This window comes from Streptomyces spinosisporus (genome assembly GCF_022698145.1).
GTDB classification, from domain to species: domain Bacteria; phylum Actinomycetota; class Actinomycetes; order Streptomycetales; family Streptomycetaceae; genus Streptomyces; species Streptomyces spinosisporus.
On record NZ_JALDAX010000006.1, the window covers coordinates 164,570 to 187,434 of the forward strand.

At 70.1% G+C, this 22,865-nt stretch carries 19 protein-coding genes and 2 pseudogenes; 13 read left to right on the forward strand and 8 right to left on the reverse strand.

Translation table 11 applies throughout. The features are described 5' to 3' along the window. Window positions 1-37: 37 nt before the first annotated feature. Both MQN93_RS18145 and MQN93_RS18150 read right to left on the reverse strand, forming a co-directional pair. Window positions 38-1,807, reverse strand: coding sequence for a discoidin domain-containing protein (locus MQN93_RS18145; protein ID WP_242710300.1), 1,770 nt, complete (start codon window positions 1,805-1,807; stop codon window positions 38-40). A 12-nt stretch (window positions 1,808-1,819) separates the two neighbouring features. Further along, window positions 1,820-2,914, reverse strand: a complete 1,095-nt coding sequence (locus MQN93_RS18150) for a DUF1996 domain-containing protein (protein WP_242710301.1) — start codon at window positions 2,912-2,914, stop codon at window positions 1,820-1,822. Between the two features lie 320 nt (window positions 2,915-3,234). Between MQN93_RS18150 and MQN93_RS18155 the strand changes: the two genes are divergently transcribed. Further along, window positions 3,235-5,775 (forward strand): discoidin domain-containing protein, encoded by a 2,541-nt coding sequence (locus MQN93_RS18155; protein WP_242710302.1) that lies wholly within the window; start codon window positions 3,235-3,237, stop codon window positions 5,773-5,775. Window positions 5,776-5,891: 116 nt separating this feature from the next. On the opposite strand, the gene MQN93_RS18160 is transcribed toward MQN93_RS18155, so the two are convergent. Further along, window positions 5,892-6,296, reverse strand: coding sequence for a nuclear transport factor 2 family protein (locus MQN93_RS18160; RefSeq protein WP_016430382.1), 405 nt, complete (start codon window positions 6,294-6,296; stop codon window positions 5,892-5,894). A 118-nt stretch (window positions 6,297-6,414) separates the two neighbouring features. On the opposite strand from MQN93_RS18160, the gene MQN93_RS18165 reads away from it, so the two are divergent. Further along, window positions 6,415-7,311 carry a LysR family transcriptional regulator gene (locus MQN93_RS18165; protein WP_242710303.1) on the forward strand — a complete coding sequence of 299 codons (897 nt, stop codon included), beginning with the start codon at window positions 6,415-6,417 and terminating at the stop codon, window positions 7,309-7,311. A gap of 88 nt (window positions 7,312-7,399) precedes the next feature. Here MQN93_RS18165 and MQN93_RS18170 read toward each other — a convergent pair whose 3' ends face one another. After that, entirely contained in the window at window positions 7,400-8,176 is a 777-nt protein-coding gene (locus MQN93_RS18170; protein ID WP_242710304.1) for an SDR family oxidoreductase, read from the reverse strand. Between the two features lie 203 nt (window positions 8,177-8,379). On the opposite strand from MQN93_RS18170, the gene MQN93_RS18175 reads away from it, so the two are divergent. From MQN93_RS18175 to MQN93_RS18210, 8 genes are all read left to right on the forward strand, one after another. Further along, window positions 8,380-9,111, forward strand: coding sequence for a GntR family transcriptional regulator (locus tag MQN93_RS18175; protein WP_242710305.1), 732 nt, complete (start codon window positions 8,380-8,382; stop codon window positions 9,109-9,111). Further along, the gene (locus MQN93_RS18180; RefSeq protein ID WP_242710306.1) at window positions 9,108-10,100 is read left to right on the forward strand and encodes an ADP-ribosylglycohydrolase family protein; all 993 of its coding nucleotides are present in this window, start codon (window positions 9,108-9,110) and stop codon (window positions 10,098-10,100) included. Before MQN93_RS18175 ends, MQN93_RS18180 begins: the two co-directional genes overlap by 4 nt. Before the next feature lie 54 nt (window positions 10,101-10,154). Next, a complete protein-coding gene (locus MQN93_RS18185) occupies window positions 10,155-11,633 on the forward strand; it encodes a purine-cytosine permease family protein (protein ID WP_242710307.1) in 1,479 nt (492 codons plus the stop codon). Next, on the forward strand, window positions 11,630-12,598 hold the full coding sequence (locus tag MQN93_RS18190) for a PfkB family carbohydrate kinase (protein ID WP_016430388.1): 969 nt from the start codon (window positions 11,630-11,632) through the stop codon (window positions 12,596-12,598). The genes MQN93_RS18185 and MQN93_RS18190 overlap by 4 nt, the downstream gene beginning before the upstream one ends. 229 nt (window positions 12,599-12,827) lie before the next feature. After that, window positions 12,828-13,259 carry a universal stress protein gene (locus tag MQN93_RS18195; protein ID WP_016430389.1) on the forward strand — a complete coding sequence of 144 codons (432 nt, stop codon included), beginning with the start codon at window positions 12,828-12,830 and terminating at the stop codon, window positions 13,257-13,259. Between the two features lie 236 nt (window positions 13,260-13,495). Continuing rightward, window positions 13,496-14,554 carry a C40 family peptidase gene (locus MQN93_RS18200; RefSeq protein WP_037779892.1) on the forward strand — a complete coding sequence of 353 codons (1,059 nt, stop codon included), beginning with the start codon at window positions 13,496-13,498 and terminating at the stop codon, window positions 14,552-14,554. Window positions 14,555-14,558: 4 nt separating this feature from the next. Next, a complete protein-coding gene (locus tag MQN93_RS18205; RefSeq protein WP_242710308.1) occupies window positions 14,559-15,473 on the forward strand; it encodes a hypothetical protein in 915 nt (304 codons plus the stop codon). Between the two features lie 69 nt (window positions 15,474-15,542). Continuing rightward, window positions 15,543-16,121 carry a dihydrofolate reductase family protein gene (locus MQN93_RS18210; RefSeq protein WP_016430392.1) on the forward strand — a complete coding sequence of 193 codons (579 nt, stop codon included), beginning with the start codon at window positions 15,543-15,545 and terminating at the stop codon, window positions 16,119-16,121. A 242-nt stretch (window positions 16,122-16,363) separates the two neighbouring features. On the opposite strand, the gene MQN93_RS18215 is transcribed toward MQN93_RS18210, so the two are convergent. The 3 genes from MQN93_RS18215 to MQN93_RS18225 form a co-directional block, all read right to left on the reverse strand. Next, complete coding sequence (locus MQN93_RS18215; RefSeq protein WP_016430393.1) at window positions 16,364-16,675, reverse strand: WhiB family transcriptional regulator; 312 nt, start codon at window positions 16,673-16,675, stop codon at window positions 16,364-16,366. A gap of 187 nt (window positions 16,676-16,862) precedes the next feature. Further along, the gene (locus MQN93_RS18220; RefSeq protein ID WP_016430394.1) at window positions 16,863-17,033 is read right to left on the reverse strand and encodes a hypothetical protein; all 171 of its coding nucleotides are present in this window, start codon (window positions 17,031-17,033) and stop codon (window positions 16,863-16,865) included. Window positions 17,034-17,161: 128 nt separating this feature from the next. Next, the gene (locus MQN93_RS18225) at window positions 17,162-17,863 is read right to left on the reverse strand and encodes a hypothetical protein (RefSeq protein ID WP_242710309.1); all 702 of its coding nucleotides are present in this window, start codon (window positions 17,861-17,863) and stop codon (window positions 17,162-17,164) included. A gap of 56 nt (window positions 17,864-17,919) precedes the next feature. On the opposite strand from MQN93_RS18225, the pseudogene MQN93_RS18230 reads away from it, so the two are divergent. Then, window positions 17,920-18,228: pseudogene (locus tag MQN93_RS18230) on the forward strand (TetR/AcrR family transcriptional regulator); the annotation flags it as partial. A 36-nt stretch (window positions 18,229-18,264) separates the two neighbouring features. Here the strand turns inward: MQN93_RS18230 and MQN93_RS18235 are convergent. Further along, complete coding sequence (locus tag MQN93_RS18235; protein ID WP_242710310.1) at window positions 18,265-19,044, reverse strand: oxidoreductase; 780 nt, start codon at window positions 19,042-19,044, stop codon at window positions 18,265-18,267. Window positions 19,045-19,363: 319 nt separating this feature from the next. Between MQN93_RS18235 and MQN93_RS18240 the strand changes: the two genes are divergently transcribed. Continuing rightward, complete coding sequence (locus MQN93_RS18240; protein ID WP_242710311.1) at window positions 19,364-20,881, forward strand: catalase; 1,518 nt, start codon at window positions 19,364-19,366, stop codon at window positions 20,879-20,881. Window positions 20,882-20,948: 67 nt separating this feature from the next. Further along, window positions 20,949-22,865: pseudogene (locus tag MQN93_RS18245) on the forward strand (SMI1/KNR4 family protein).

Sequence of the window (22,865 nt, forward strand, 5' to 3'; positions counted from 1 at the left end):
AGCGCTCTCCCGGGGCGGTGCGTGGGGCCGGGAGCCGTCAGGAGTAGACGCCGAACTCATAGAGCGAATAGCCGTAACCGGTCCCGCGCGCCGTGCCGTTGACCCGGACGTAGCGTCCGGTTCCGGAGACGTCGAAGTCGTCGATGCCGCCGTTGCCGTCCGTCACGCTGTGCACGGTCTGCCAGTTCTGGCCGTCGTCGGAGGTCTGGACGGTGTACGCCTTCGCGTACGACGCCTCCCAGAACAGCTGGACGTGCCGGAAGGTGGTGCGGGTGCCGAGGTCGACCTGGAGCCACTGGGGGTCGCTCCAGTCGCTGGCCCAGCGGGTGGCCGGGTTGCCGTCGACCGCGTTGGCGGCGGTGCAGGGGCAGTCGCCGTAACTCGGCTGGAACGACGAGGCCGTCGCCGGTTTGCCCCGGGCCACGTTGGTGCCCGACGGCACGGGCGGCACGACCCGGACCGAGCGGGTCTCGACGCCGACGTTGCCCCGGCCGTCGGTCGCCTTGACGTAGACCTTCCAGACGCCGGGGCGGTCGGGTGCGGTGACCTTCAGCCGGCCGCCGCCGAGGTCGGTGAAGGGCAGCGAGGCCAGGTTCTTGCTCTGGTCGATGTACATGCTGTTGTCGAGGACCTCGTAGGAGATCGCGTCGCCGTCGGGGTCGCCGGCCTTGACGTCCAGCACGAGATCACGTCCCGCCTGCACCTGGCCCGCGTCGCCCTCCACGCTCAACTCGGAGATGACGGGCGGGGTGTTGTCGTGCGAGGTGTCGCCGCCGTAGGCCTTCTTCACGGCGTAGTACGACAGGCGTTTCTGGCCCGCGGGCAGCAGGTTGAACCAGATGCCGCCGAAGTCGTACTCGGTGCCGTAGTGGAACATCGTGGCCCCGAGCGCGACGCCCTTGTGGCCGGTGATGCAGCCCCAGGCGCGGGTGTAGCCGTCGGCCTTGGCCCGGTCGGAGGGTTCCAGGGGTACGCCGTTGGCGTCGTCCGGGACCTCCCACTCGCCGGCCGGGCCGGTCTCGGTGACGATGTAGGGCTTGGTGTAACCCCCTTGCTCCCAGGCGGACTTGACGTCGCAGACGGCGTTGTAGGAGTTCACGGCGTACAGGTCGAGGTCGGGTGCGTTCTTCTTGTAGTAGGGCCACGCACCGACCCAGGCGTCCGTGGAGGTGACGGGATGGTTGGGGTCGATGGCGTGGATCTTCTTGGTGATGTCGTTGACGAGGGTGGTGTACGCGTCGCGCTGCCGCTCCAACTCGTCGCCGCTGAAGCAGTTCTGCAGCCCGAGCACCGACTCGTTGCCGACGTCCCACATCAGGACGCCGGGGTTGTCCTTGTACGTCTGGACCCACTTGGGGAACTCGTCGAGCATTTGGTTCTTGTACGCGGTGTCGGTCACGTAGTTGACGCAGCCGCCGCTGCCGGGTCCGCCGCCGGGCTGGAGCCAGAAGCCGGCGACGACCTTGATGCCGTGGGCGGCGGCCGAGTCGAACAGCGGCTTGCTGGTGGCGTCGGTCCCCCAGGTGCGGATGGTGTTGACGCCCATGGACTGCAGGTCCGGCATGTACTTCTCGGCGTCCGCGACGCTCGGGCCCCAGGTCAGGCCCTTCATCTGGTACGGCTGTCCGTCCACCGTCAGCTGCCAGTTGCCCTGGCTGCCGGTGACCTTGACGACGCTGCCGGCCGCGTGGGCCTGGGCGGCGGGCAGTGCGATGAGGGCGCCGGCGGCCAGGACACCGGCGGTGAGGGGTGCCGTTGCGCGGCGGCTGCGGGGGCGGGGTCTGCGGGTGCGGGATCGTGGGGTCATCGCCGTTTCTCCTCAGGGGAGTTCATAGTTCTCGTCGAGTGCGGCGCCCGCCTCGGGGTGGGTCTCGTCGTAGCCGCGCGCGTCGCACTGCAGCCCGCCGACGACGCAGTGGTCGACCAGCGCCTTGAGCGTGGCGTCGTCCCAGGCGTTGAAGAAGTCGTAGTGGAAGCTGTGGCCCGTGCCGCTGGCGAGCCGCACCTTCGACATGTCGCCGTTGACGGGGAAGGCCATCTTGAACTCGATCATCGGCAGGGCGACCGGGTGGTCGGCCGGGCAGACGTTGTCGTTCGTGCCGGGCTTGACCACGGGGTAGGCCATGTGGCTCTTGTGGTCGGGCGTGTCGAGGTACGTGCCGTCCCAGCAACTGGGCGCCTGGAAGCGGATGTTGAGCTGGACGTCGGCGCGGTCCGGACAGGTCGCGGGGAACTCGGTGTTGAAGTAGCTGTCCCCGCACTCCCAGCCCTCGACGAAGCCGGGGTGGTTGCGGAACTCGTCGGCGCTCTGCATCGGGCTGCCGACGACGAACCTGAGGCCCTTGGGGAAGGGCCGGACGCTGGTGTAGTCGGTGACGCCGGCCTTGTAGTAGATGACCTGCGGGCCCACGGGGAGGATCTGCTGGTCGCCGTCGTAGAGGGTGGGCATCCAGTAGCCGGACAGGTCGCCGGGTGCCTTGCAGGTGGTGCCGCCCGCTTCCAGCGAGGCGGTCGTGCTGTTGGCGTCGGTCGTCGTGTTGCCCATGAACGTGTGGTCGTGGGACTTGCCGGGCTGCTGCGGATAGACGATGGGGTCGTCCGGCTTGGTGTGCGTGACCGCGCAGTTGGCCTGGAACTCGTGGAAGTAGCGGTGGGGCGGGTCCTGCGTGGACGGCGTCACGCCGGTGACCGGCGGGTTGGCGGGGATGTAGCCGTCGCCGTCCGGGTCCTCCGGGGAGTTGGCGGTGGACGCCGCCATCGTGTGGCCGGAGTGGGTGGCCGCGAACGACTGGGCCGCGGAGCTGTGCGGTGCGGGCGGGCCGACGCTGGTGGCCACGCCGCCCACTCCGATCGAGGTCAGTAGGAGCGCGCTGGTGATCAGTGTGACTGACAGGCCTTTCGATCTCCGGGACATGGAGACCTCCTCCTGAACGGTGGGGGTTGGGGAGACCGCGCTCCGGAGTGGGAGAGCGCTCTCCCGCCGAGGAGTGTTGAGTGCATGTCATCAAGATGTCAAGCGATCCGGCAGAAGTGGACCGGGAAAGATTTCAACTTCCGAAGGCTTGCCGAGAGTTGGACCTCATCAGTTAAATCAAGACGTGAACTAACTGCCGTGGCAGTGACCTTGGTGTGTCACCCCCACCTGCCGTCGGCGTCCTGTCGTGCTCCGACCGTGTTCTTTCGCGTTCTTCCGTGCTCTTTCGTGTTCTTCCCATCGCACCCGCAGGGACCTCTATGAGACTCAGATCCTTGGGCGTCGCGTTCGCCGCCGTGGCGGCGCTGCTCGCCCTTCCCGTTCCCCGACCGGCCGCCGCGGCCGAACTCCCGCTCTCCCAGGGCAGAACCGCGACGTCCTCATCCGACGAGAACGCCGGCACACCCGCCGCCGACGCCGTCGACGGCGACACCGGCACCCGCTGGTCCTCGGCCGCGAGCGACACGCAGTGGCTCCAGGTCGACCTCGGTGCCACGGCCTCGATCTCGAAGGTCGTCCTCAACTGGGAGGCGGCCTACGGCAAGGACTACAAGATCCAGGCCTCCGCCGACGGCAGCACCTGGACCGACCTGACCTCCGTCACCGGCGGCGACGGCGGCACCGACACCCTCGACGTCTCGGGCCAGGGCCGCTACGTCAGGATGTACGGCATCCACCGCGGCACCCAATGGGGCTACTCCCTCTGGGAGTTCCAGGTCTTCGGCACCTCCGGCACCGGCGCCTCCTCCTGCGACTCCGCGAACGCCGCGAAGGGCAGGCCCGCCTCGGCCTCGTCCACGGAGAACGCGGGCACCCCCGCCTCCGCGGCCTTCGACGGCGACGCCGGCACCCGCTGGTCCAGCCAGGCCGCCGACCCGCAGTGGGTGCAGGTCGACCTGGGCTCGGTCAAGGACCTGTGCAAGGTCGACCTGACCTGGGAGGCCGCCTACGCCAAGGAGTTCCAGATCCAGGCCTCCTCCGACGGCCAGAGCTGGAGCACGCTCAAGAGCGTCACCGGCGCCACCGGCGGCACGGCCTCCTACGACGTCAGCGGCTCGGGCCGCTACGTCCGCATCAACGGCACGGTCCGCGCGACCGGTTACGGCTACTCCCTGTGGGAGGTGGCCGTCCACACCGGATCCGGCGGCAGCACTCCCCCGGTCGAGGGCGGCGGCGACCTCGGTCCCAATGTGATCGTGGTCGACCCCTCGACGCCCAACCTGCAGCAGAAGTTCGACCAGGTCTTCGCCCAGCAGGAGAAGGCGCAGTTCGGCAGCGGCCGCTACCAGTTCCTGCTGAAGCCGGGAACGTACAACGGCATCAACGCCCAACTCGGCTTCTACACCTCGATCTCCGGGCTCGGCCTCAACCCCGACGACGTGCGCATCAACGGCGACATCACCGTCGACGCGGGCTGGTTCAACGGCAACGCCACCCAGAACTTCTGGCGTTCGGCGGAGAACCTCTCCCTCAACCCGGTCAACGGCACCGACCGCTGGGCCGTCGCCCAGGCCGCGCCGTTCCGCCGCATCCACGTCACCGGCGGGCTCAACCTCGCCCCCAACGGCTACGGTTGGGCCTCCGGCGGCTACATCGCCGACTCGAGGATCGACGGCACCGTCGGCCCGTACTCCCAGCAGCAGTGGTACACCCGCGACAGCTCGGTCGGCGGCTGGACCAACGGCGTGTGGAACATGACGTTCACCGGGGTCCAGGGCGCGCCGGCGACCAACTTCGACTCGGGCCCGTACACCACGCTCGACACGACGCCCGTCTCCCGCGAGAAGCCTTTCCTCTACCTCGACGGCAGCACCTACAAGGTGTTCGTGCCCGCCAAGCGCACCAACGCGCGCGGCGTGTCCTGGCCGGCGAACGCGGGCACCTCGCTCCCGCTGGACCGGTTCTACGTGGTCAAGCCGGGCGCGACCGCCGCCACCATCAACCAGGCGCTGTCGCAGGGCCTCAACCTCCTGTTCACGCCCGGGGTCTACCACCTCGACCAGACGATCAACGTGACGCGCGCCGACACCGTGGTGCTCGGCCTGGGCCTCGCCACCATCGTGCCGGACCACGGCATCGACGCGATGCACGTGGCCGACGTCGACGGTGTGCGGCTCGCCGGGTTCCTGATCGACGCGGGCACCGCCAACTCCGACACGCTTCTGCGGATCGGGGAGCCCGGCGCGGGCGCCGACCACTCGGCCGACCCGACCACCATGCAGGACGTGTTCGTCCGTATCGGCGGGGCGGGCCCCGGCCTAGCCACCAACTCCGTGGTCGTCAACAGCGACGACGTCATCATCGACCACACCTGGCTCTGGCGCGCCGACCACGGCGACGGCGTCGGCTGGGACACCAACCGCGCCGACTACGGCCTGCGCGTCAATGGCGACGACGTGCTGGCGACGGGCCTGTTCGTCGAGCACTTCAACAAGTACGACGTGCTGTGGAGCGGCGAACGCGGGCGCACCATCTTCTTCCAGAACGAGAAGGCCTACGACGCCCCGAACGCGGCCGCCATCAGCCATGACGGCATCGTCGGATACGCGGCCTACAAGGTCGCCGACTCGGTGACCCAGCACGAGGCGTGGGGGCTGGGCAGTTACTGCAACTACACCTCCGATCCGTCAATCGTCCAGGCGCACGGCTTCCAGGTGCCGGTCACCGCCGGGGTGAAGCTGCACGACGTACTGGTGATCTCCCTGGGTGGCAAGGGCCAGTACGCCCATGTCGTCAACAACACCGGCGCACCGACCTCGGGAACGGACACCGTGCCGTCGAAGGTGACGTCGTTCCCGTGACCGGGGCGTTCCCCTTACCGAGGGGACCGGTGACACCTTGAACGGCTGAACCCCTGCCGGGGCCGCATCCCGCGGTTCCGGCAGGGGTTCGTTCGGGTTCTTGTCATCGGGGACCTTCAGTCGCCGAAGTAGGCCCTGGCGACGGCGTAGGTGTCCTCGTAGAGGTGATAGCGGGTGATCCGTCCGTCCCGGACCGTGGTGTGCAGGGCGAAGGCGGTGTCGATGTCGCGCCCGGTCCTCCTGACCTCGGAGACCATCCGACCGATGAGCACCACGTCGTCGCCCTCGGCGATGACCTGGCGCAATTCGAACTCCTTGGCCTGCACATGGGTCTGCAGCAGCTCGAAGAACGTCCGCATGCCCTCGGCCGAGTCGACCTCCGGTACCCAAGGGATGCCCGGCGGGTGCGGGATCGAGAAGGACACCGAGTCGGCGAACAGCGCCGCCGCCTCCGCGCTCCTCCCCTCCGCGAGCAGCGGGAACAACCGTTGGACGGTCTGGGTCGGTGACTCTGTCGTCATGGGCGCCGACCCTACCGTTCGCACATGGCGGGAATCTCCGTCCGCGGGACGGGGTTACCGGCTGGGACGACGATCAACACGCGAGCCCGGGATCGGCCGCAGGGAGGAGACGGGTGTCATGAGCCTTCGCCAGTTCGAGTACGCCCTGGCCGTGGCCGAGGCGGGCTCGGTCACGGCGGCGGCGGAGCTGCTGCATGTCGCTCAGCCGTCGATGTCCCAGCAGATCCGCGGTCTGGAGCGGGATCTCGGCGTGGAGCTGTTCGCCCGCACGCCGACCGGGCTGGTGCCCACCGTCGTCGGCCGTGCGTTTCTGCGGGAGGCGGAGGTCGCGGTGAGCGCGGCGCGGCGGGCGAGGGCGACCGCGCGCGCCGGTGCCGAGGAGCTGGAGGGCGAGCTCGTCGTCGCGGCACAAATGGGCTTCGGCACACGGCAGTTGCCGGGCGCGTTGAGTGGGCTGCGGCGCCGCTTCCCCCGGCTGGAGGTCACCGTCTTCGAGGAGCCGAGCTCCGCCGAACTGGACCGGCTGTGCCGCCGGGGCGTGCTGAACCTCGCCCTGATGGCGGCGTGCGAGCGGACCCCCGCCGACGCCCACCACCTCGGCGACGAGGAGTTCGTCGTGGTGCTGGGCGCCGGGCACCGGCAGCTCGCCGCGGACCGGGTCGACCTGCGCGAACTGGACGGGGAGCAGTGGGTGAGGTTCGACCGCGACAGCGCGCTGGACGGCGTACTGCTGAACGTGCTGCGGGACAACGAACTCGCCCCGACCACGGTCGCCCGTGTGTCCCAGACCGCGACGGCCGTGCGCTGGGCCGCCCATGGGCTGGGGGTGACGCTCGTGCCGGCCTCCGCTGTGCCCCACGGTTACGAGCACCTCGTACGTCCGGTGACGCCGATGGTGACCCAGCCCGTCATCGCCGTGGTCCGGGCCGGCGCGGGTCCCGGGGAGACGACTCTTCTCGAATTCCTGCGCAAGGAGACGTGGTCCGAGCCCGCATTCTTTTCGGGGGTCTCCTGACGGCCGGGCTGGGAATGAGCAAGCACCGTCCACTGAATTTACTGAGCCGGCCTTTTCACAGAATCCACTTTCCGGGATTCCGTCGGCGTCAGCCCCTGGGGAATTCACCGCCGTCCACGATGAGATTGCTCCCGGTCAGCCAGCCCGCCCGGTCGGACACGAGGAAGTGCACCGCGTGGGCGATGTCGTCGGGTTGGCCGTCGCGCCCCAGCGGGGTGGAGTCGTCGGCGTTGACCTGGGCCGGAGCGGCGGCCAGCTGGGCCCACTGCTCCCTTGTGGCCTCGCCGCCGGGGGTGGCGACCCTGCCGGGGCTCACGGTGTTGACCCGGATTCCGGACGGGGCCAGCTCCAGGGCCAGCCCCCTGCTGTAGTTCTCCAGTGCCGCCTTGGCCGCCGTGTAGTGCAGGAACGCTCCCAGCGGGGTGAGCACCGCGGCCGAGGAGACGTGCACGATCATCCCCGAACCCTGCTCCCGCATCCCCGGCACCAGCAGCGAGTCCAGCCGTACCGACGCCAGGAAGTTCAGGTCCAGCGCGTCCTGCCACTCTTCGTCGGGGATGGCGGAAGCACCCTTGTGCGGTCGCGCACCGCCTGCGTTGTGGACCAGGATGTCCACCCCGCCGAGCGTTTTGCGCGCTGCCTCGGCGACCGACTCCGCACCGGCCCGGGTCCGCACGTCCGCCTGCACGAAGGCGGCACCCTCCGGTGCCGGGCCCGTCGCCGACCTGGCGGTCGTGAGTACCTCGGCACCCGCATCCAGGAGTTGCCGTACGACGGCCGCTCCGATCCCGCGGGAGCCACCCGTGACCAGGGCCCGCTTTCCTGCGAGTTCCCGCATTTCCGAGCCATTGTCGACAGTGGTCATGCCACCGGTCCTTTCCATTATGTATCAGTGCGCTCGGGGCGAATATCCTCGTCGAGCTGTTTCACCGTACGTATGGAAAAGAAGGCGAGGCAAAGACGAAAGAACAGCACGGCCTATAGGAAGGCCCTATGGGCCCGAAGCCGTACGGCATCCCAGCGGGGCAGGCTCTGGACGGCGGCGACCTGTTCATCTACTGTCTAGACATGCCTGGACAGGTACAGAAGCAAGTACACAAGCACCATCGCATCGCCCGCGTCCTCGCCGACGAGATCCGCTCCGGAGTCCATGCCGACGGCAGCAGACTCCCTGGTGAGCACGCTCTTCGGGAGCGCTTCGGGGTCAGTCGCACCACCCTGCGGCAGGCCCTTCAGGTGCTCGGCGAGGAGGGACTCATCGCCACGCACGCGGGCATCGGCTCGTTCGTCACGTTCGACGGGACACCGCTCGACCACCGGCTCGGCTGGACCCGGGCCCTTGCCGAGCAGGGAACCGAGCTGACGACGGAGATCCTCCGCTTCGAGGAGGTGAGTGATCCAGAACTGGCCGGCCGGCTCCGGACCCCCTCGGACGCGTTCATCGCGCTGGACCGGGTCAGGCGACTGCCCGAGGGGCTGGGCGTCTCGCTGGAGCACAGCAGGGTGCCCGCCGTGGGAAGCCTGGCCGGGCTGCCCGGGCGTGGTCTCGACGGCGGCTCGCTCAGCCGGACGCTGATCGCGGCCGGCCGTATCACGGACTCGGGCGAGGGGACCGTGTCGGTGCGCGGGCTGGGCGACGCCGAGGCGGACGCGCTGCACCGGCAGCCCGGCGAGTCCTTCCTCCACCTGGACCAGGTGTACCGGGCCGCCGACGGCTCGGTGGTCGAGCAGGTCAGCAGTCTGCTCGATCCCGCCCGCTTCGAACTGCACGTGAGTTCGGGCCGCGGGGGTCGCTCGTGACCACCCGGCTGGAGCGCGCCCTGGGCGCCTTCTACGGACTTGCCCTCGGCGACGCCCTCGGGATGCCCACCCAGGTGATGTCCAGGCAGGACGTCGTCCGCGTCTACGGCACCCTCACCGGCTTCGAGCCCGCACGGCCCGACAACCCGGTCAGCGCCGGCATGCCGGCCGGTTCCGTCACCGACGACACCGATCAGGCCGTGATCGTCGCCCGGCTCATCGACGAGGGCCGCGGCCACATCGATCCACTGCGTCTGGCGCACGAACTGCTCGACTGGGAGAAGGAGATGAGGGCCAAGGGCTCCTTCGATCTCCTTGGCCCCTCCACGAAGGCCGCCCTGGACGCGGTGGCCCGTGGCGTGCCCCCGCGCGAGGCGGGCAGGAACGGCACCACGAACGGCGCCGCGATGCGCGCCACTCCCGTCGGCATCGCCTTCGCCGCCGACCCGCTCGACATGTTCGTCGACCGTGTCGTGGAGTCCTGCCAGGTCACGCACGACACGACCCTCGGCATCGCCGGTGCGGCAGCCGTCGCCGCCGCGGTCAGCGCCGGAATCGACGGCGCGTCCCTGACGGAGGCCGTCGGCACCGCCGTGGCCGCCGCCCACGCCGGTGCCCTCCGCGGGCACTGGATCGCCGGGGCCGACATCGCCTCCCGTATCGAGTGGGCGTACGACCTGGTGCGGGACCTGCCCGAGGCCGAGGCCCTGGATCGCATCGTCGCGCTCGTCGGCACCAGCGTGGCCAGCCAGGAGTCGGTGCCCGCCGCGTTCGCGGTGCTCGCCGTCGCGGACGGCGACCCGTGGCGCGCAGCGCTGCTCGCCGCCAACCTCGGTGGCGACAGCGACACCATCGGCGCGATCGCCGGTGCCGTCGCCGGGGCGGTGGCCGGCCTGTCCGCGCTGCCCGCCGAGGCCGTCCGGACCCTGCGCACCGTCAACTCACTCGATCTGGAACCCCTCACGGCCCGTCTGCTCACCTACCGCTGAACCCGGACGTCCACCCCTGCCGTTCCCCCACCCACCATGCAAGGAGGTTCCGTCATGACCGTTTCGAAGACGAACGATCGCGTCGGTGCCATCGAGACCCGAGGGATCGAGCCGGTCCCCGACAGCGAGCGTCGCGGGCACGCGGGCCAGATGTTCTGGACCTGGTTCGCCGCCAACATCAGCATCCTCGGGCTGCCGCTGGGCGCCACCCTGGTGGCCTTTCGCGGACTGTCCATCTGGCAGGCCGTGCTCGTCGCGGTGCTCGGCTCGTTCGGTTCGTTCGCCCTGGTGGGCGCCCTGAGCCTGGCGGGCAAGAAGGGCGGTGCCCCGGCGCTCACGCTCTCCCGCGCGGTGTTCGGTCAGCGGGGCAACGCGGGTCCGACGCTGATCTCCTGGCTGAGCCGGGTGGGCTGGGAGACCATCTCGACGACCACCGCGGCCTACGCGCTGCTGGCGCTGCTCGACACGGCGTTCGGCATCCGCCAGAACACGGTGCTCACCCTCGTCTGCCTGCTGATCTTCATCGCCTGCACGCTGCTGATCAGCGGTCTCGGCCACGCCACCATCATGTGGATCAACAAGTGGGCCACGGTCCTCTTCGGCGTGCTCAACCTGGTCGTCATGGGGTTCCTGATCAAGACCGTCGACTGGTCCAGGGTCCTCGACGCCCCGGCCGGACCGGCCGGCGCGGTGGTCGCCGGTGTGGGCTTCATCGCCTCCGGCACCGGCATCGGCTGGGCCAACGCCGGTGCCGACTACGCCCGTTACCTGCCCCGCTCGATCCCGGGCCGCCGGCTCGTGGTGGCCTCGGCGTTCGGCGCGGGCATCCCGCTCATGCTGCTGATCTCGCTCGGCTCGCTGCTCTCGGCGGGCGACCGAAGCCTGGTCACGGCCTCCGACCCGGTCGCGGCGATCAACGCGATGCTGCCCTCCTGGATGGCGATCCCCTATCTGATCGCCGCCTTCGGCGGACTGCTGATGTCGAACCACCTGTCCACCTACTCCGCCGGGCTCACGATGATCACGCTCGGCCTGCGGGTGCCGCGCGCCTACGCCGTCGCTCTCGACGTCGTCCTGATGTTCCTGGGCGGCATCTACTTCATGCTCATCGCCGATGACTTCTACGGCCCCTTCTCCACGTTCCTCACGCTGCTGGCGGTGCCCATCTCCGCGTGGATCGGCGTGATCGCCGTGGACTCGCTGCGCGGCCGCACCTACGATCCCGACGCCCTGATGGACACCACCCGCACGAGCGCCTACTGGTACACCCGCGGCCTGCATCTGCCCGCGGTCCTCGGCTGGGTCCTCGCCATCGTCGCCGGGCTGCTCTTCACCAAGGCGTCGACCAGTGCGAGCGACGTCTGGTTCGCCGGTCCGCTGTCCGACACCTGGTTCGGGGTCAACGGCCTCGGCTGGGCCGTCGCGATGGCCGTCGGCGCCGCCGTGTACGCCCTGTGCAGCCGCCGTACGTCACCCGGTCCCGATGCCGGCGGCGCACCCGCCCCCGCCGACCTTCAGGGAGCCGAACGGTGAGCGGCCGGGTCGTCCTCGCGGGCAACGTCATCGTGGACGTGGTGATCGAGGTTCCCCATCTGCCCGAACGGGGCGGCGACGTCATCGGCACGGGTACCGGGGCGACCCCGGGCGGCGGGTTCAACACGCTGGTCGCGGCCCGCCGCCTGGATGCCGAGGCCGTCTACGCCGGGCTGCACGGCACCGGACCGTACGGCGAACTCGTCCGCAAGGCGCTGGCCGAGGAACACATCGCGGCGCTTCTGCCCGCCCGCACGGACCGCGACTCCGGATTCACCGTGGCCCTGATCGACTCCGGCGGCGAACGCACCTTCGTCACCAGCTTCGGAGCCGAGGCCACCCTGGACGCGGCCGACACGTCCGCCATCACGGCAGACCTGCGCCCCGACGACCTCGTCCAACTCTCCGGCTACGGGCTGGTCCTGCCGGGCAACGGTCCCCTGCTGTCCCGCCTCGCCGCCACCTTGCCCTCCGGCGCCACCCTGTGCCTCGATCCGGGACCCCTCGTCGCCGACATTCCCGAGAGCCTCCTCTCCCCCGTCCTCGCCCGTACGGACTGGCTCAGCGTCAACGCCCGCGAGGCCCGCATCATGACCGGCCGTGACGACCTCCGCGACGCGGCGACCGCGCTCGGGCAGCGACTGGCCTCCGGGGCGGGTGTGCTCGTCAGGGCCGACAAGGACGGCTGCCTGCTGGCCACCGCCGGTCAACTCCCCACCCACGTACCGGGATTCCCCGTCACCAGCGTCGACAGCAATGGTGCGGGTGATGCCCACACCGGTGCCTTCCTGGCTCTGCTCGGTCAGGGTCATGACCCCTTCACGGCCGCACATGCCGCCAACGCGGCCGCCGCCTACGCCGTCACCCAGCGCGGTCCGGCCACCGCCCCCAGCCGTACGGAACTGGTCGAGTTCCTCGGCGACCATCCGCTGGCCGAAAAGATCGCCGGTCCCCGCACCCGCTGAACCGAGTGGGCGTCGGCGTCGGCCATACGTCACCGGCTGTCCGACATCAATTCAATGTCCGTTACATGGACCCGACGTTCGCAAGGCCCGGGGTCGGTGAGAAGATCACGCCATGTGGGGGTGGACGTACTCGTTCGGCGCCGGACGCGCCGATGCGGCAGGCCGTTGACCGGCGTGCCGGATCAGCGGGTCGACCTGCCGCCCCCGCGAAAGGGGAAGAAGAGTGTCCGTGTTCCAGCGCATCCTCGTCGCCGTCGATCCCAGCCCCGCCCGCCACACCGCCGTACGACTGGTCGGTGAGCTCGCACAGCTGCACGGCGCCGAGGTCCGCGTCATACACGTCGCCGCGCAGGCCGCCTCCGTCGCCGCGATCGTCCCGCTCGAGGACGACGCCGAGGCGAAGGCCGTCCTCGACGAAGCCGTCGCCGCCCTGCGCGAGCAGGGAGTCACGGTGGAGGGCACCCTCGCCAAGGGGCTCACCACCCAGATCGCGGAGGCCATCTCCGAGACGGCCGCGGAGTTCGGCGCCGACCTCATCGTGCTGAGCCCGCACCACCGAAACGCCCTCGAGGCACTGTTCCAGCCGCGTGTCAGCGACGCCGTCGCCCATCACACCGGTGCCGCCGTGCTGCTCGCTCCGGAAGGCCCCGACCAGACCTGACCACGCCGTACGCGTCCCGGCTGTAAGGGGCCGGGCGTGGCCGGATGGTGGTGGTGACGTTGCGTACGGGCAGGCCGACACGCGGGGGGACAGTGAGGCCGTGCCTTCGAGTGAAGGTAGTGTGTTCGAGTCTTGAACGGCCCTTCGTACGGCCCGTGTTGGGCTTCGCGTCGGGTTCCGGAAGGGGCACGTCAGCTGTCCGAGCCGCCCGCACGCGACGTTTGAAAGTGGAGTTGATGAACGTGTCGACCGGCGGCAGACCGCCGCGGAGTCGGGCCGTCTTAGCAGCGCTCGTCTGCGGGATCGCCCTGTTACCCGGCCCCAGTTACGCCGCACCGAACGAACCCGACCCGCAGGACGACAGGACCGTCGAGGAGATCCGCGCCGAGCTGGACGGCCTCTACCGGCAGGCGGAGGTGGCCACCGAGGCGTACAACGCCGCGAACGAGAAGGCCACCGAGCAGGAAAAGCGGTTGGCGTCCCTCCGCAAGGACCTGAAGCGCGCCGAGAACCGCGTCAGCGATCTGCACGACCTCGCGGGTGCCGCCGCCCGGACGCAGTACCGCGGGGGTGATCTCGCCTCCACCGGCATCCAGTTGCTGCTCGGCGACCACCCCGACGACGCCCTGGACGAGGCCTCGCAGGCCCGCCAGGCGCTGCGGAACCTGGTCAGCGTCTCGGACCTCCAGAAGAGTGCCCGCGCGGAGGTGAGCCGGCAGACCGACGCCGCCGCGAAGAAGCTGCGCGAGCTGAACAAGAGCCGCACGGACAAGGCCGCGGCGAAGCAGAAGATCGAGGCGAGGATCACCCGGGCCGAGCAGATCGAGGCCGGGCTGCAGAAGGAACAGGCCCGCAGACTGGCCCAGTTGGAGAAGGACGACACGGAGCGGGCCAAGTCCAGATGGACGGGCTCCGATGCGGGCGGCGGCAGGACCAAGGCCACCGGAGCGGCCGCGAAGGCCGTCGACTTCGCCATGGCGCAGAGAGGCAAGCCGTACGTGTGGGGCGCCGTGGGCCCCTCGTCGTACGACTGCTCGGGCCTGACCTCCACGGCGTGGGCAGCGGCCGGGCACCCCATTCCCCGTACCTCGCAGGCACAGTGGCACGGACTGCACCGGGTCGCTCTCGCCTCCGCGCGCCCCGGTGACCTGATCATCTACTTCAGCGACGCCACGCATGTGGGCATGTACATCGGGGGCGGGCAGATCGTCCACGCCCCGCGGCCGGGACGGACGGTCACCATCGCGCCGGCCGCCTCCATGCCGATCCTCGGCGTCGTACGACCCGGAGCCTGAGCGGATGAGCAGCGAACTGACCCCTCGCGACAAGGGGAATCTGCCGGCGCTCGGCGCACCTCCGCTGATCCGCCTCGACGCCTATGTGGCCGAGGACGGCTCCACCGTGGTCAACGGTCATCTGCTGGAGATGGGCGGCATGCGGCAGCCGAACGAGGCGATCCTGGATGCCATCGCCATGTTCGCCCGCACCCTGGGAGCCCCGGTCGCGGCCACCGTCATCGACCGCTCCGTCATGCAGGTGGCACGCCTGCGGGTGCACCCCGACGGGTCCAGCCGCACCATCGCCGACGACGAGGACCTGCCGCCCGGGCGCGAGCGCACCGCCGCGGAGGAGGCGGCCTTCCCACCGCTGGCCCGCGTGGAGCGCATCATCCAGCACGCCCAGCGCGAGGAGCTGCACGCCGCCTTCGTCCTCGCCAGCGCGCTGCGGGAGCACCTCACGCTGCGCAGGGGCGCGGAGGACGAACTCTCCCTGGAGGCACGGGCGATCGAGGCGTATCTGGCGTATCTGCGCGGCGACTACATGCTCTCCACCGTCCTCGCGCTGACCGTCGCCCGTATCCGCTGCCGTACCGACCTCAACCGTGCGGCACCGGAGGTGGCCCGCGCCACCGCGGCCTGGCAGCGGCTGCTCGACGAGCGCCAAGTGACCACCCGGGGCCAGGAGTTGCAGCACATGTGGGAGCGGCTGGCCGCGGAGGGCCTGCTGCTGGAACCGTCCCACCAGGCCATGGCCCAGGCCGTCCGCAGCCGCCTCGAACGGCACGGCCAGGCCGTTGCGGGCCTGGCCGCACCGCCTGCCGTGACCGCGGGCGAGGGCCCCGTCGCCCCCGAGGACAAGCCCCTCAAGCCCACCCGACGCGGCCTGCGGCGCTTCACCCGGCGGCCCGGACGGTCCGCCGGGTCGGCGCCCTGAGCGATGAGTTTCGTCGTGGTGGCCGGTCTCAACTGCGAAGCGTGACCATCGACAGCTGAGGAGATCACCATGACCGCCACTTATACGTTCGACGTCTTCTGCAGCCTCGACGGCTTCGGTGCCGCGGGCGGCGACTGGACCGGCTACTGGGGCAAGCAGGGCCCCGAGCTCCTCGACCACCGCCTCGCCCTCTACGGCGAGGAGCAGCGGATGGTCTTCGGGGCCACCACATACCGGGAGTTCGTGCAGATGCTGGCGTCGAGCACCGAGGAGTCCGAGGTGCGTGACCCCTGGGTCACGAAGATGAGGAACATGCCGGCGACGGTGGTGTCGAGCACCCTCAAAGAGGCCCTCGACTGGCCGGACGCGACCGTCGTGAGCGGGGACGCCGTCGAGGTCGTCGGCCGGCTCAAGGAGGAGTCCGAAGTACCGCTGCGCTCGCACGGGAGCCTGTCGCTGAACCGGGCGCTGATGGCCGCAGGGCTCGTCGACCGCGTGCAGGTGACGCTCTTCCCCGTGATCACCGGCCGGACCGGCTTCGCCCCGATCTTCCAGGGCGCGGCCGACTTCGACCTGGAACTGATCGAGCAGCGGACCCTCGACGGGCACATCCAGGAACTGGTGTACCGGCCGACGCTGCACGGCTGAGCCCCTCCCGGCCTCCCGCGATGAGGCGTACCGTCGAAGACATCGCTACTGCTCGACAAGGTGCGGCGGGGTCACCGCCGTCGGCGTAAGGAACGAGGCTCCCCTCTCCTCTTCCTTGCGCACGGTCCTCCCTACGTCGGCGATGCGGGAGTACCCGCCGGCGACGCGACCGGAGGCCCGGGGCTGGAGCCGTCGCGGTCCACGCAGCGGTTCCAGCCTTACCCCGGCCGGCCGTGCCGGCGTCAACTCGCCTGCGTGGCGCCCACGGTGGCGCGTCGGGCGCGCTCGTGCTGTGCGCGGGCCGCTTCCAGCAGTCGCTGCCAGGAGGTGACGGTCGGCCGTCGGCGCAGCAGGGCCCGGCGCTCGCGCTCGGTCATGCCGCCCCATACTCCGTACTCGATGCGCTGATCGAGGGCATAGGCGAGGCACTCGGTCCTGACGTCGCAGCCGCCGCACAGTGCTTTGGCCCGGTTCTGCGCGGTTCCCTTGACGAACAGTTCGTCGGGGTCGGCTGTACGGCACAGCCCTTGTTCGCCCCAGTTGGTGTCCATCATCCGGTGATGCCGTCCTCTCCCCTGGCCTGCGTGTGGCGTGTGTCTGATGAGTTGCCTTGTGCGAGGGCAACGGGCATATGTGACCACGCCGTTCGAGGAATCGTTCCTTCGTCGGCCATACGCGTCACACCTTCGAGTGATCGGTGATTGCCCTCCAAGCGCTGCGGCGCTAAGGGGAGTTCATCCCTCAGCGCCTGCGGGAGGGCCATCCGCTTCCGATCCCGGCCATGTGCAGGGCCAGCGCGGTGAGGCCGAGCAGCATCACATTGGTCGAGCTGAAGGTGTCGTTGGTGGAGATGTCCGCCGCGTTGATCAGGAACGCGATGAAGAACAGGACCGCCGAGAGAATCGCGAGCATGATGTCCGTCCGTCCGGTGAGTTGCCAGAGCTGTGTGCACTCCGGATGCCCGCGACCGGACGGAACACACTGAGTACGATGGCGGCCCTGCCGGGGCCAACTCCCGCTCCGGCAGGGCCGTGAGGGGATCAGGCGTAGTAGTGGATCGTGCCGCGCAGAGCGGGCCCGCCGCCCTCGCAGTGCTGCACGAAGGTGGCGGCGAACGCCTTGATGGCACCGTCGTCACCGCGGGCGAGCCTGGTCACCGTGAGCTCGCCGGTGACGGTGTTGCAGCCGCGTCCGTTGCCGAACACGTCCAGTCCTGCGACCGAGGCACCATGGCTGCGCTCCGCCTGGTAGGTGTGTCCGGCCTCGAACTGCTCGCCGTCGGGCGGGGTCAGCAGCGCGGTCCAGTACTCCCGCTTGCCGGAGACGTTGTACTGGACGCCGTCGCCGTAGGACGTGAGCGAGAAGGTGCTGGTGGCGCCCTGGTGCGTCTGGGTGGCGCCCTGGCCTATGTAGTCGCCGGAGTCGCTCGTGTACGCGTAGGAGAGCGGGTAGGCGTGGTACTTGATGACGCCCTTGAGGGCGGGAGCGTCGGCGCTCTCGCAGTGCTGGGTGTAGGTGGCGTCCAGGACGGTGATCGCCCCGGACGTGTCGGTCTCGATCTGGTTGACGGAGAACTGTCCGTAGACCTCGTTGCAGCCGCGGCCGTCTCCGGAGACGTCGAGTCCGGGTGACCGCCCGGTGCGGAACGCGGCGCGCTCCGCGTTGCGGTAGACGCCGGGCCGGAGTTGCTCACCGCTGGGCGCCGCGAGGTCGACGTCCCACCACTCGTCGGCGGTGCTCACCCTGAACCGTACGTACCCCGCGTCGCCTCCGACGGTCCACCGGTGGCCGCCGATGCCGCCCCGACCTCATCCGGCTGGCCACCTGGGCGCGACTGGAGCGGCGCCCGGCCGGGCATCTGGTCGACGACCCCCACCGCCTCGACGACGGCAAACTTCAGGCCATCGCCGAGGCACAGGCCGCGGGTCTGGTGCGCCAGGGAGACCCGTTCGACGTGATGGCTCTGGTGATCGCCATGTCCATGGCCTGGTCCCCGGTCAGCAATGTCTACGCCGCGACCGCACAGGAGCCGGCCGAGGTGCACGAGCAGCGTCGGGCCCTGCTGCGCGAGAGCGTCCGGCGTGCCGTGTCGGCGGAGCAGCCGTAGACGAAGCGACGGGCCGACATCGACTGCGGCCCGGGCTCACCACGTGGGGATCATGCCTCCGTCGATCACGAAATCGCTGCCGGTGATGTTGGCCGAGCGGTCCCCGGCCAGGAACAGGGCGAGGTCCGCCACCTCCCGGGGCGTGGTGAAGCGGCCGGTGACCATGGACGACCGCGCCTCGGCCACGATGTCCTCGGCAGTGGTGCCCACCGCGGCCGACACGGTGTCCGCCACTCCTCCCCCGCCGAGCCACAGATCCGTCTCCACCGGACCCGGGCTCACGGTGTTGACGCGGATGCCCTTGGGGCCGACCTCCTTGGACAGGGCCTTGGAGAAGGCGACGAGCGCGGCCTTGCCGGCGCTGTAGTCGATCACCAGGGGGTCGGGCAGGGTGGCGTTGACCGAGGCGATCGTGACGACCGAGCCCCGGCCCGCCGCGAGCATCAGTGGCAGCGCGGCTCGTGTGACGCGTACGGCGGCGAGGAGGTTCAGGTCGAGGGTGCGGCGCCACTCCTCGTCGGTCACCGTGAGGAAGCCGCCGGTGCGGGTCGGAGCCGTGCCGACGTTGTTGACGAGGACGTCCACCCGTCCCCGAGCGGCCTCGATGAGCCGCTCGGCCGCCCCCGGCTCGCCCAGGTCGACGGACACCCAGGTCACCGGGGCCTGCTCGGCCAGCACGTCCAGGTCCTTCGACGACGTACGGGACCCTGCGACCACGGTCGCTCCGGCCCCGGCCAGAGCCTGGGTCACCGCCAGCCCGATGCCCTTGCTCGCACCGGTGACGACGGCGGTCCTGCCCTGCAGTTCGTTGCCCATGACATCGGCTCCTCGAAGTGGGTGGGATCCCGGCACGCCCGGCAGGCGGCCCGGCCCGGCACCCACGGTGTCAGGCCCATCGCGGCGCTGCAGGGCGAATGCCTCGGCTCGTCCGCCGGGTGGCGCCCCCGGGCGAGCGGGCACACGCTGGTGAGGTGTGCGCCGGTGATCAGGAGACGACCCCGCGCACCGTGCACATCTGTCGCTGCGGCGACGTTTGCACGCGCCCGTCAGGGTCACCCCGCATACCGGGACGTGCCGGTCTCCCGATGACGTGGGACCGGCACACGACTGCCCCCGTACGACGAAAGGCAGATTGATGACGGAAATCCCGCCCGCCACCACGACCGACTCCGGTGCCCCGGTCGAGAGCGACGAGCATTCGCTCACTGTGGGACCCGGGGGGCCGATCCTGCTGCAGGACGCCTATCTGATCGAGCAGATGGCGCAGTTCAACCGGGAGCGGATCCCCGAGCGGCAGCCGCACGCCAAGGGCAGCGGCGCGTTCGGGCACTTCGAGGTGACCCACGACGTCAGCGCCTACACCAAGGCGGCCCTCTTCCAGCCGGGCACGCGCACGGACCTGGTCGTCCGCTTCTCGACCGTCGCGGGTGAGCGCGGCAGCCCGGACACCTGGCGCGACCCGCGCGGCTTCGCGGTGAAGTTCTACACCAGCGAGGGCAACTACGACATGGTCGGCAACAACACGCCGGTGTTCTTCGTGAAGGACCCGATGAAGTTCCAGCACTTCATCCGCTCCCAGAAGCGCCGCGCCGACAACAACCTGCGCGACCACGACATGCAGTGGGATTTCTGGACGCTCTCCCCCGAGTCCGCCCACCAGGTCACCTGGCTGATGGGTGACCGCGGCATTCCGCGGACCTGGCGCCACATGAACGGCTACACCTCGCACACCTATATGTGGATCAACGCGGCGGGCGAGCGGTTCTGGGTGAAGTACCACTTCAAGACCGACCAGGGCATCGAGTGCTTCACGCAGCACGAGGCCGACCAGATGGCGGCGGCCGACACGGATTACCACACGCGTGATCTGTTCGAGCACATCCGCGACGGCGACTTCCCCAGCTGGACCCTCAAGGTGCAGGTGATGCCGTACGAGGACGCCGCGCACTACCGCTTCAACCCCTTCGACCTCACCAAGGTGTGGCCGCACGGCGACTACCCGCTCATCCCGGTCGGCAGGATGACGCTCGACCGCAATCCGACCGACAACCACGCCCAGATCGAGCAGGCGGCCTTCCAGCCCAACAATCTCGTCCCCGGCATCGGCCCCAGCCCGGACCGCATGCTGCTGGCCCGGCTGTTCTCCTACGCGGACGCACACCGCCACCGCATCGGCGGCAACTACCAGCAGCTTCCGGTGAACGCCCCCGTCGTCGACGTCCATACGTACTCCAAGGACGGGGCGATGGCGTACCGGAACACCACCGACCCGGTCTACGCCCCCAACTCCAAGGGCGGACCCGCGGCCGATAGCGCCCGCTACACCCCGCCCAGCTGGGAGGCGGACGGTGCGATCACCCGTGCCGCCTACGTCAGTCATCCCGAGGACGACGACTGGGGCCAGCCCGGCACGCTGGTGCGCGAGGTCATGGACGACGCCGCGCGCGATCGTCTGGTCGACAACGTCGTGGGGCATCTCCTCAACGGCGTGACGGAGCCTGTCCTCAAGCGCGCCTTCGAGTACTGGTCGAACATCGACAAGACCATCGGGGACCGCATCGCCCAGGGGGTGCGCGCCAAGGCCGGCGAGAAGGACCCAAAGGCCGCCGAGCAGGCCAACCCCGCGCGGAGCAGCATGCAGGACAAGGCCTGACGGCCCGGCCGTCGGGCTGCCGCCATCCGGCACCGGCGTTGTCAGTGCCGGATGAGATTCTCTGGCCATGAGCGGAGAGTCTTTCAACTGGCGTGTGTTCTGGCACGAGTTCCTGGGTCGTTGGCAGGAGGAGTGGGTTCCGCGCGACGACCTGGACATGGAGGCGTACGAGGACGACGGAGAGACCGTCGTCCCTCCCGGCAGACCCGGTGCGGACGAGGCGGCGATCGCCGCGGCCGAGGAGCGGCTCGGACGGCGACTGCCGCCGTCGTACCGCGCGTTCCTGGCCGTGAGCGACGGCTGGCACGTGGATCAGACGGCCGGGATCTATCAGCTCGGCGGCGCTGCCGACATCCGCTGGTTCGGGGACCCGCACGACATGACCTCGCTGTACGAGGAGAACCTGGGCGCCGACCCGCGCGAGGAGGAGGTGCGGCTGGCCGGGATGTGGAAGCGGGCGCTGCAGCTGGAGACCGACTCCGACATGTCGTACGCCCTGCTCGACCCCGGTGACGTCGGCCCGGACGGCGAATGGGCGCTGTACGTCTACAAGGGCTGGGGTGGTGAACTGCCCGCCCGTTACCCGTCGTTCCGCGCGTACATGGAGGCCATGTACCGCCACTTCCACGCCGATCGGGCACAGGACAGCGACTTCGTGAACGCGACCACGCGCGCCTAGGACGCTCATGTGGACGAGGCCCGGCTGCTCGCCCTGCGCGGACGCTACGAGGAGGCCCTGCCTCTGCTCGAGGAGGCCCGCTCCTTCGGACGACCGCGCAGCGCCGCCCTCTACGACCAACTGCGGCATTTCATGCGTCTGGACCAGGCCTGCGGTTACGGCTTCCTGGTCGCCGACCCGCTCTACCTGCCCGAGGTTCTGCCCGTCGAGGCCATGGCGCAGACGACCCGTCAACGGCGGCCGGGCGAGGACGACCACTGGCTGAGGATGATGGCCGCCCGCGGAGTCCCCCAGGACAGTGCGGAGGCCGTGCTGAGCGCGATGCGGGACGGCAGTTATCGCTACGCACCGGACGGCCCGTGGGGTCGGGCCGTCAACGAGGCTCGGGAGATGGCCCGTTGGGGAGCCGGTGACGCCGCGTGGCGGGTGCTGCGGGCCGCGCTTCCACACTGGAGCGCTCCCGGGCCCCTGCTGATCGCCCCGGTCGGCCTGCTCTCCGATCCGGTCCTGGGCCCGCTGGTCACCCCCGAGCGTGGCCGGGAGATCCTCGCGACACCGCGGGACGGGCATGAGGGGCCGGCACCCGAGCCGGTGCCCGATCTCGACCCACCGGGTCTCGCCTGGCTCACCGAGACCGCGCCCAACCGGCAGGCGTTCGAAGGGTACCGATGCGTCTGGGTCGAGGGGGTCGACCCCACCCGGCTGCCCGCCCTGATCGGCGAGGACGGCGCCGAGCTGAGCGCGCCCGTCGACACTCGTATGGCGTTCTGGCGTGGGCCAAGGCCCCACCACCGGGAGGACCTGCAACCCTGGGAGGACCGGACGCTGGTCTCCGTCGGCCGCACCGCCGAAGGGTGGGCCTTCGCCTTTGACGGCCACTCGTCCCGCTACCTCAACACGATGTTCGTGTCCCCCGCTCAGGCCGCCTCCGCGTCCGGCCGCGCGGTGGTGGTCTGGCGGGAGTCGAGACCCTCGGCCCCGGGCGGCCGGTCGGCGGCGTTCCACCTGTCGGTGGCCGAACGGGGCGTGGAGCTCTACGCGTTCACCGTGCGCGGTGCGGAGATCCAGCGCTCCGGCGAGATACCCGAGACCCTGGACCCCGCACGGCTCTTCCGCGCGGAAGACACCGAACAGGACGGCGAACTACGGATGTTGGAGGCCCTGCACACCGAACTCGGCCTTTCACTCCCCCGCTTCGCACTGACCCGAGGCAGGCTCCCCACCTTCACCACCTGCTCCTGGACCCGGGCACCCCGTGAGGGCGAGGTCTACGCCACGCTCAGCTTCATACGCCACCGGCGCTGA

Coding starts and splice junctions, on each gene's coding strand:
- MQN93_RS18160 (WP_016430382.1), bottom strand. CDS start 6,296: ATGACGACAGAGTCACCGACCCAGACCGTCCAACGGTTGTTCCCGCTG.
- MQN93_RS18145 (WP_242710300.1), bottom strand. CDS start 1,807: ATGACCCCACGATCCCGCACCCGCAGACCCCGCCCCCGCAGCCGCCGC.
- MQN93_RS18155 (WP_242710302.1), top strand. CDS start 3,235: ATGAGACTCAGATCCTTGGGCGTCGCGTTCGCCGCCGTGGCGGCGCTG.
- MQN93_RS18170 (WP_242710304.1), bottom strand. CDS start 8,176: ATGACCACTGTCGACAATGGCTCGGAAATGCGGGAACTCGCAGGAAAG.
- MQN93_RS18210 (WP_016430392.1), top strand. CDS start 15,543: ATGACCGCCACTTATACGTTCGACGTCTTCTGCAGCCTCGACGGCTTC.
- MQN93_RS18185 (WP_242710307.1), top strand. CDS start 10,155: ATGACCGTTTCGAAGACGAACGATCGCGTCGGTGCCATCGAGACCCGA.
- MQN93_RS18150 (WP_242710301.1), bottom strand. CDS start 2,914: ATGTCCCGGAGATCGAAAGGCCTGTCAGTCACACTGATCACCAGCGCG.
- MQN93_RS18175 (WP_242710305.1), top strand. CDS start 8,380: ATGCCTGGACAGGTACAGAAGCAAGTACACAAGCACCATCGCATCGCC.
- MQN93_RS18235 (WP_242710310.1), bottom strand. CDS start 19,044: ATGGGCAACGAACTGCAGGGCAGGACCGCCGTCGTCACCGGTGCGAGC.
- MQN93_RS18200 (WP_037779892.1), top strand. CDS start 13,496: ATGAACGTGTCGACCGGCGGCAGACCGCCGCGGAGTCGGGCCGTCTTA.
- MQN93_RS18220 (WP_016430394.1), bottom strand. CDS start 17,033: ATGCTCGCGATTCTCTCGGCGGTCCTGTTCTTCATCGCGTTCCTGATC.
- MQN93_RS18240 (WP_242710311.1), top strand. CDS start 19,364: ATGACGGAAATCCCGCCCGCCACCACGACCGACTCCGGTGCCCCGGTC.
- MQN93_RS18215 (WP_016430393.1), bottom strand. CDS start 16,675: ATGATGGACACCAACTGGGGCGAACAAGGGCTGTGCCGTACAGCCGAC.
- MQN93_RS18205 (WP_242710308.1), top strand. CDS start 14,559: ATGAGCAGCGAACTGACCCCTCGCGACAAGGGGAATCTGCCGGCGCTC.
- MQN93_RS18165 (WP_242710303.1), top strand. CDS start 6,415: ATGAGCCTTCGCCAGTTCGAGTACGCCCTGGCCGTGGCCGAGGCGGGC.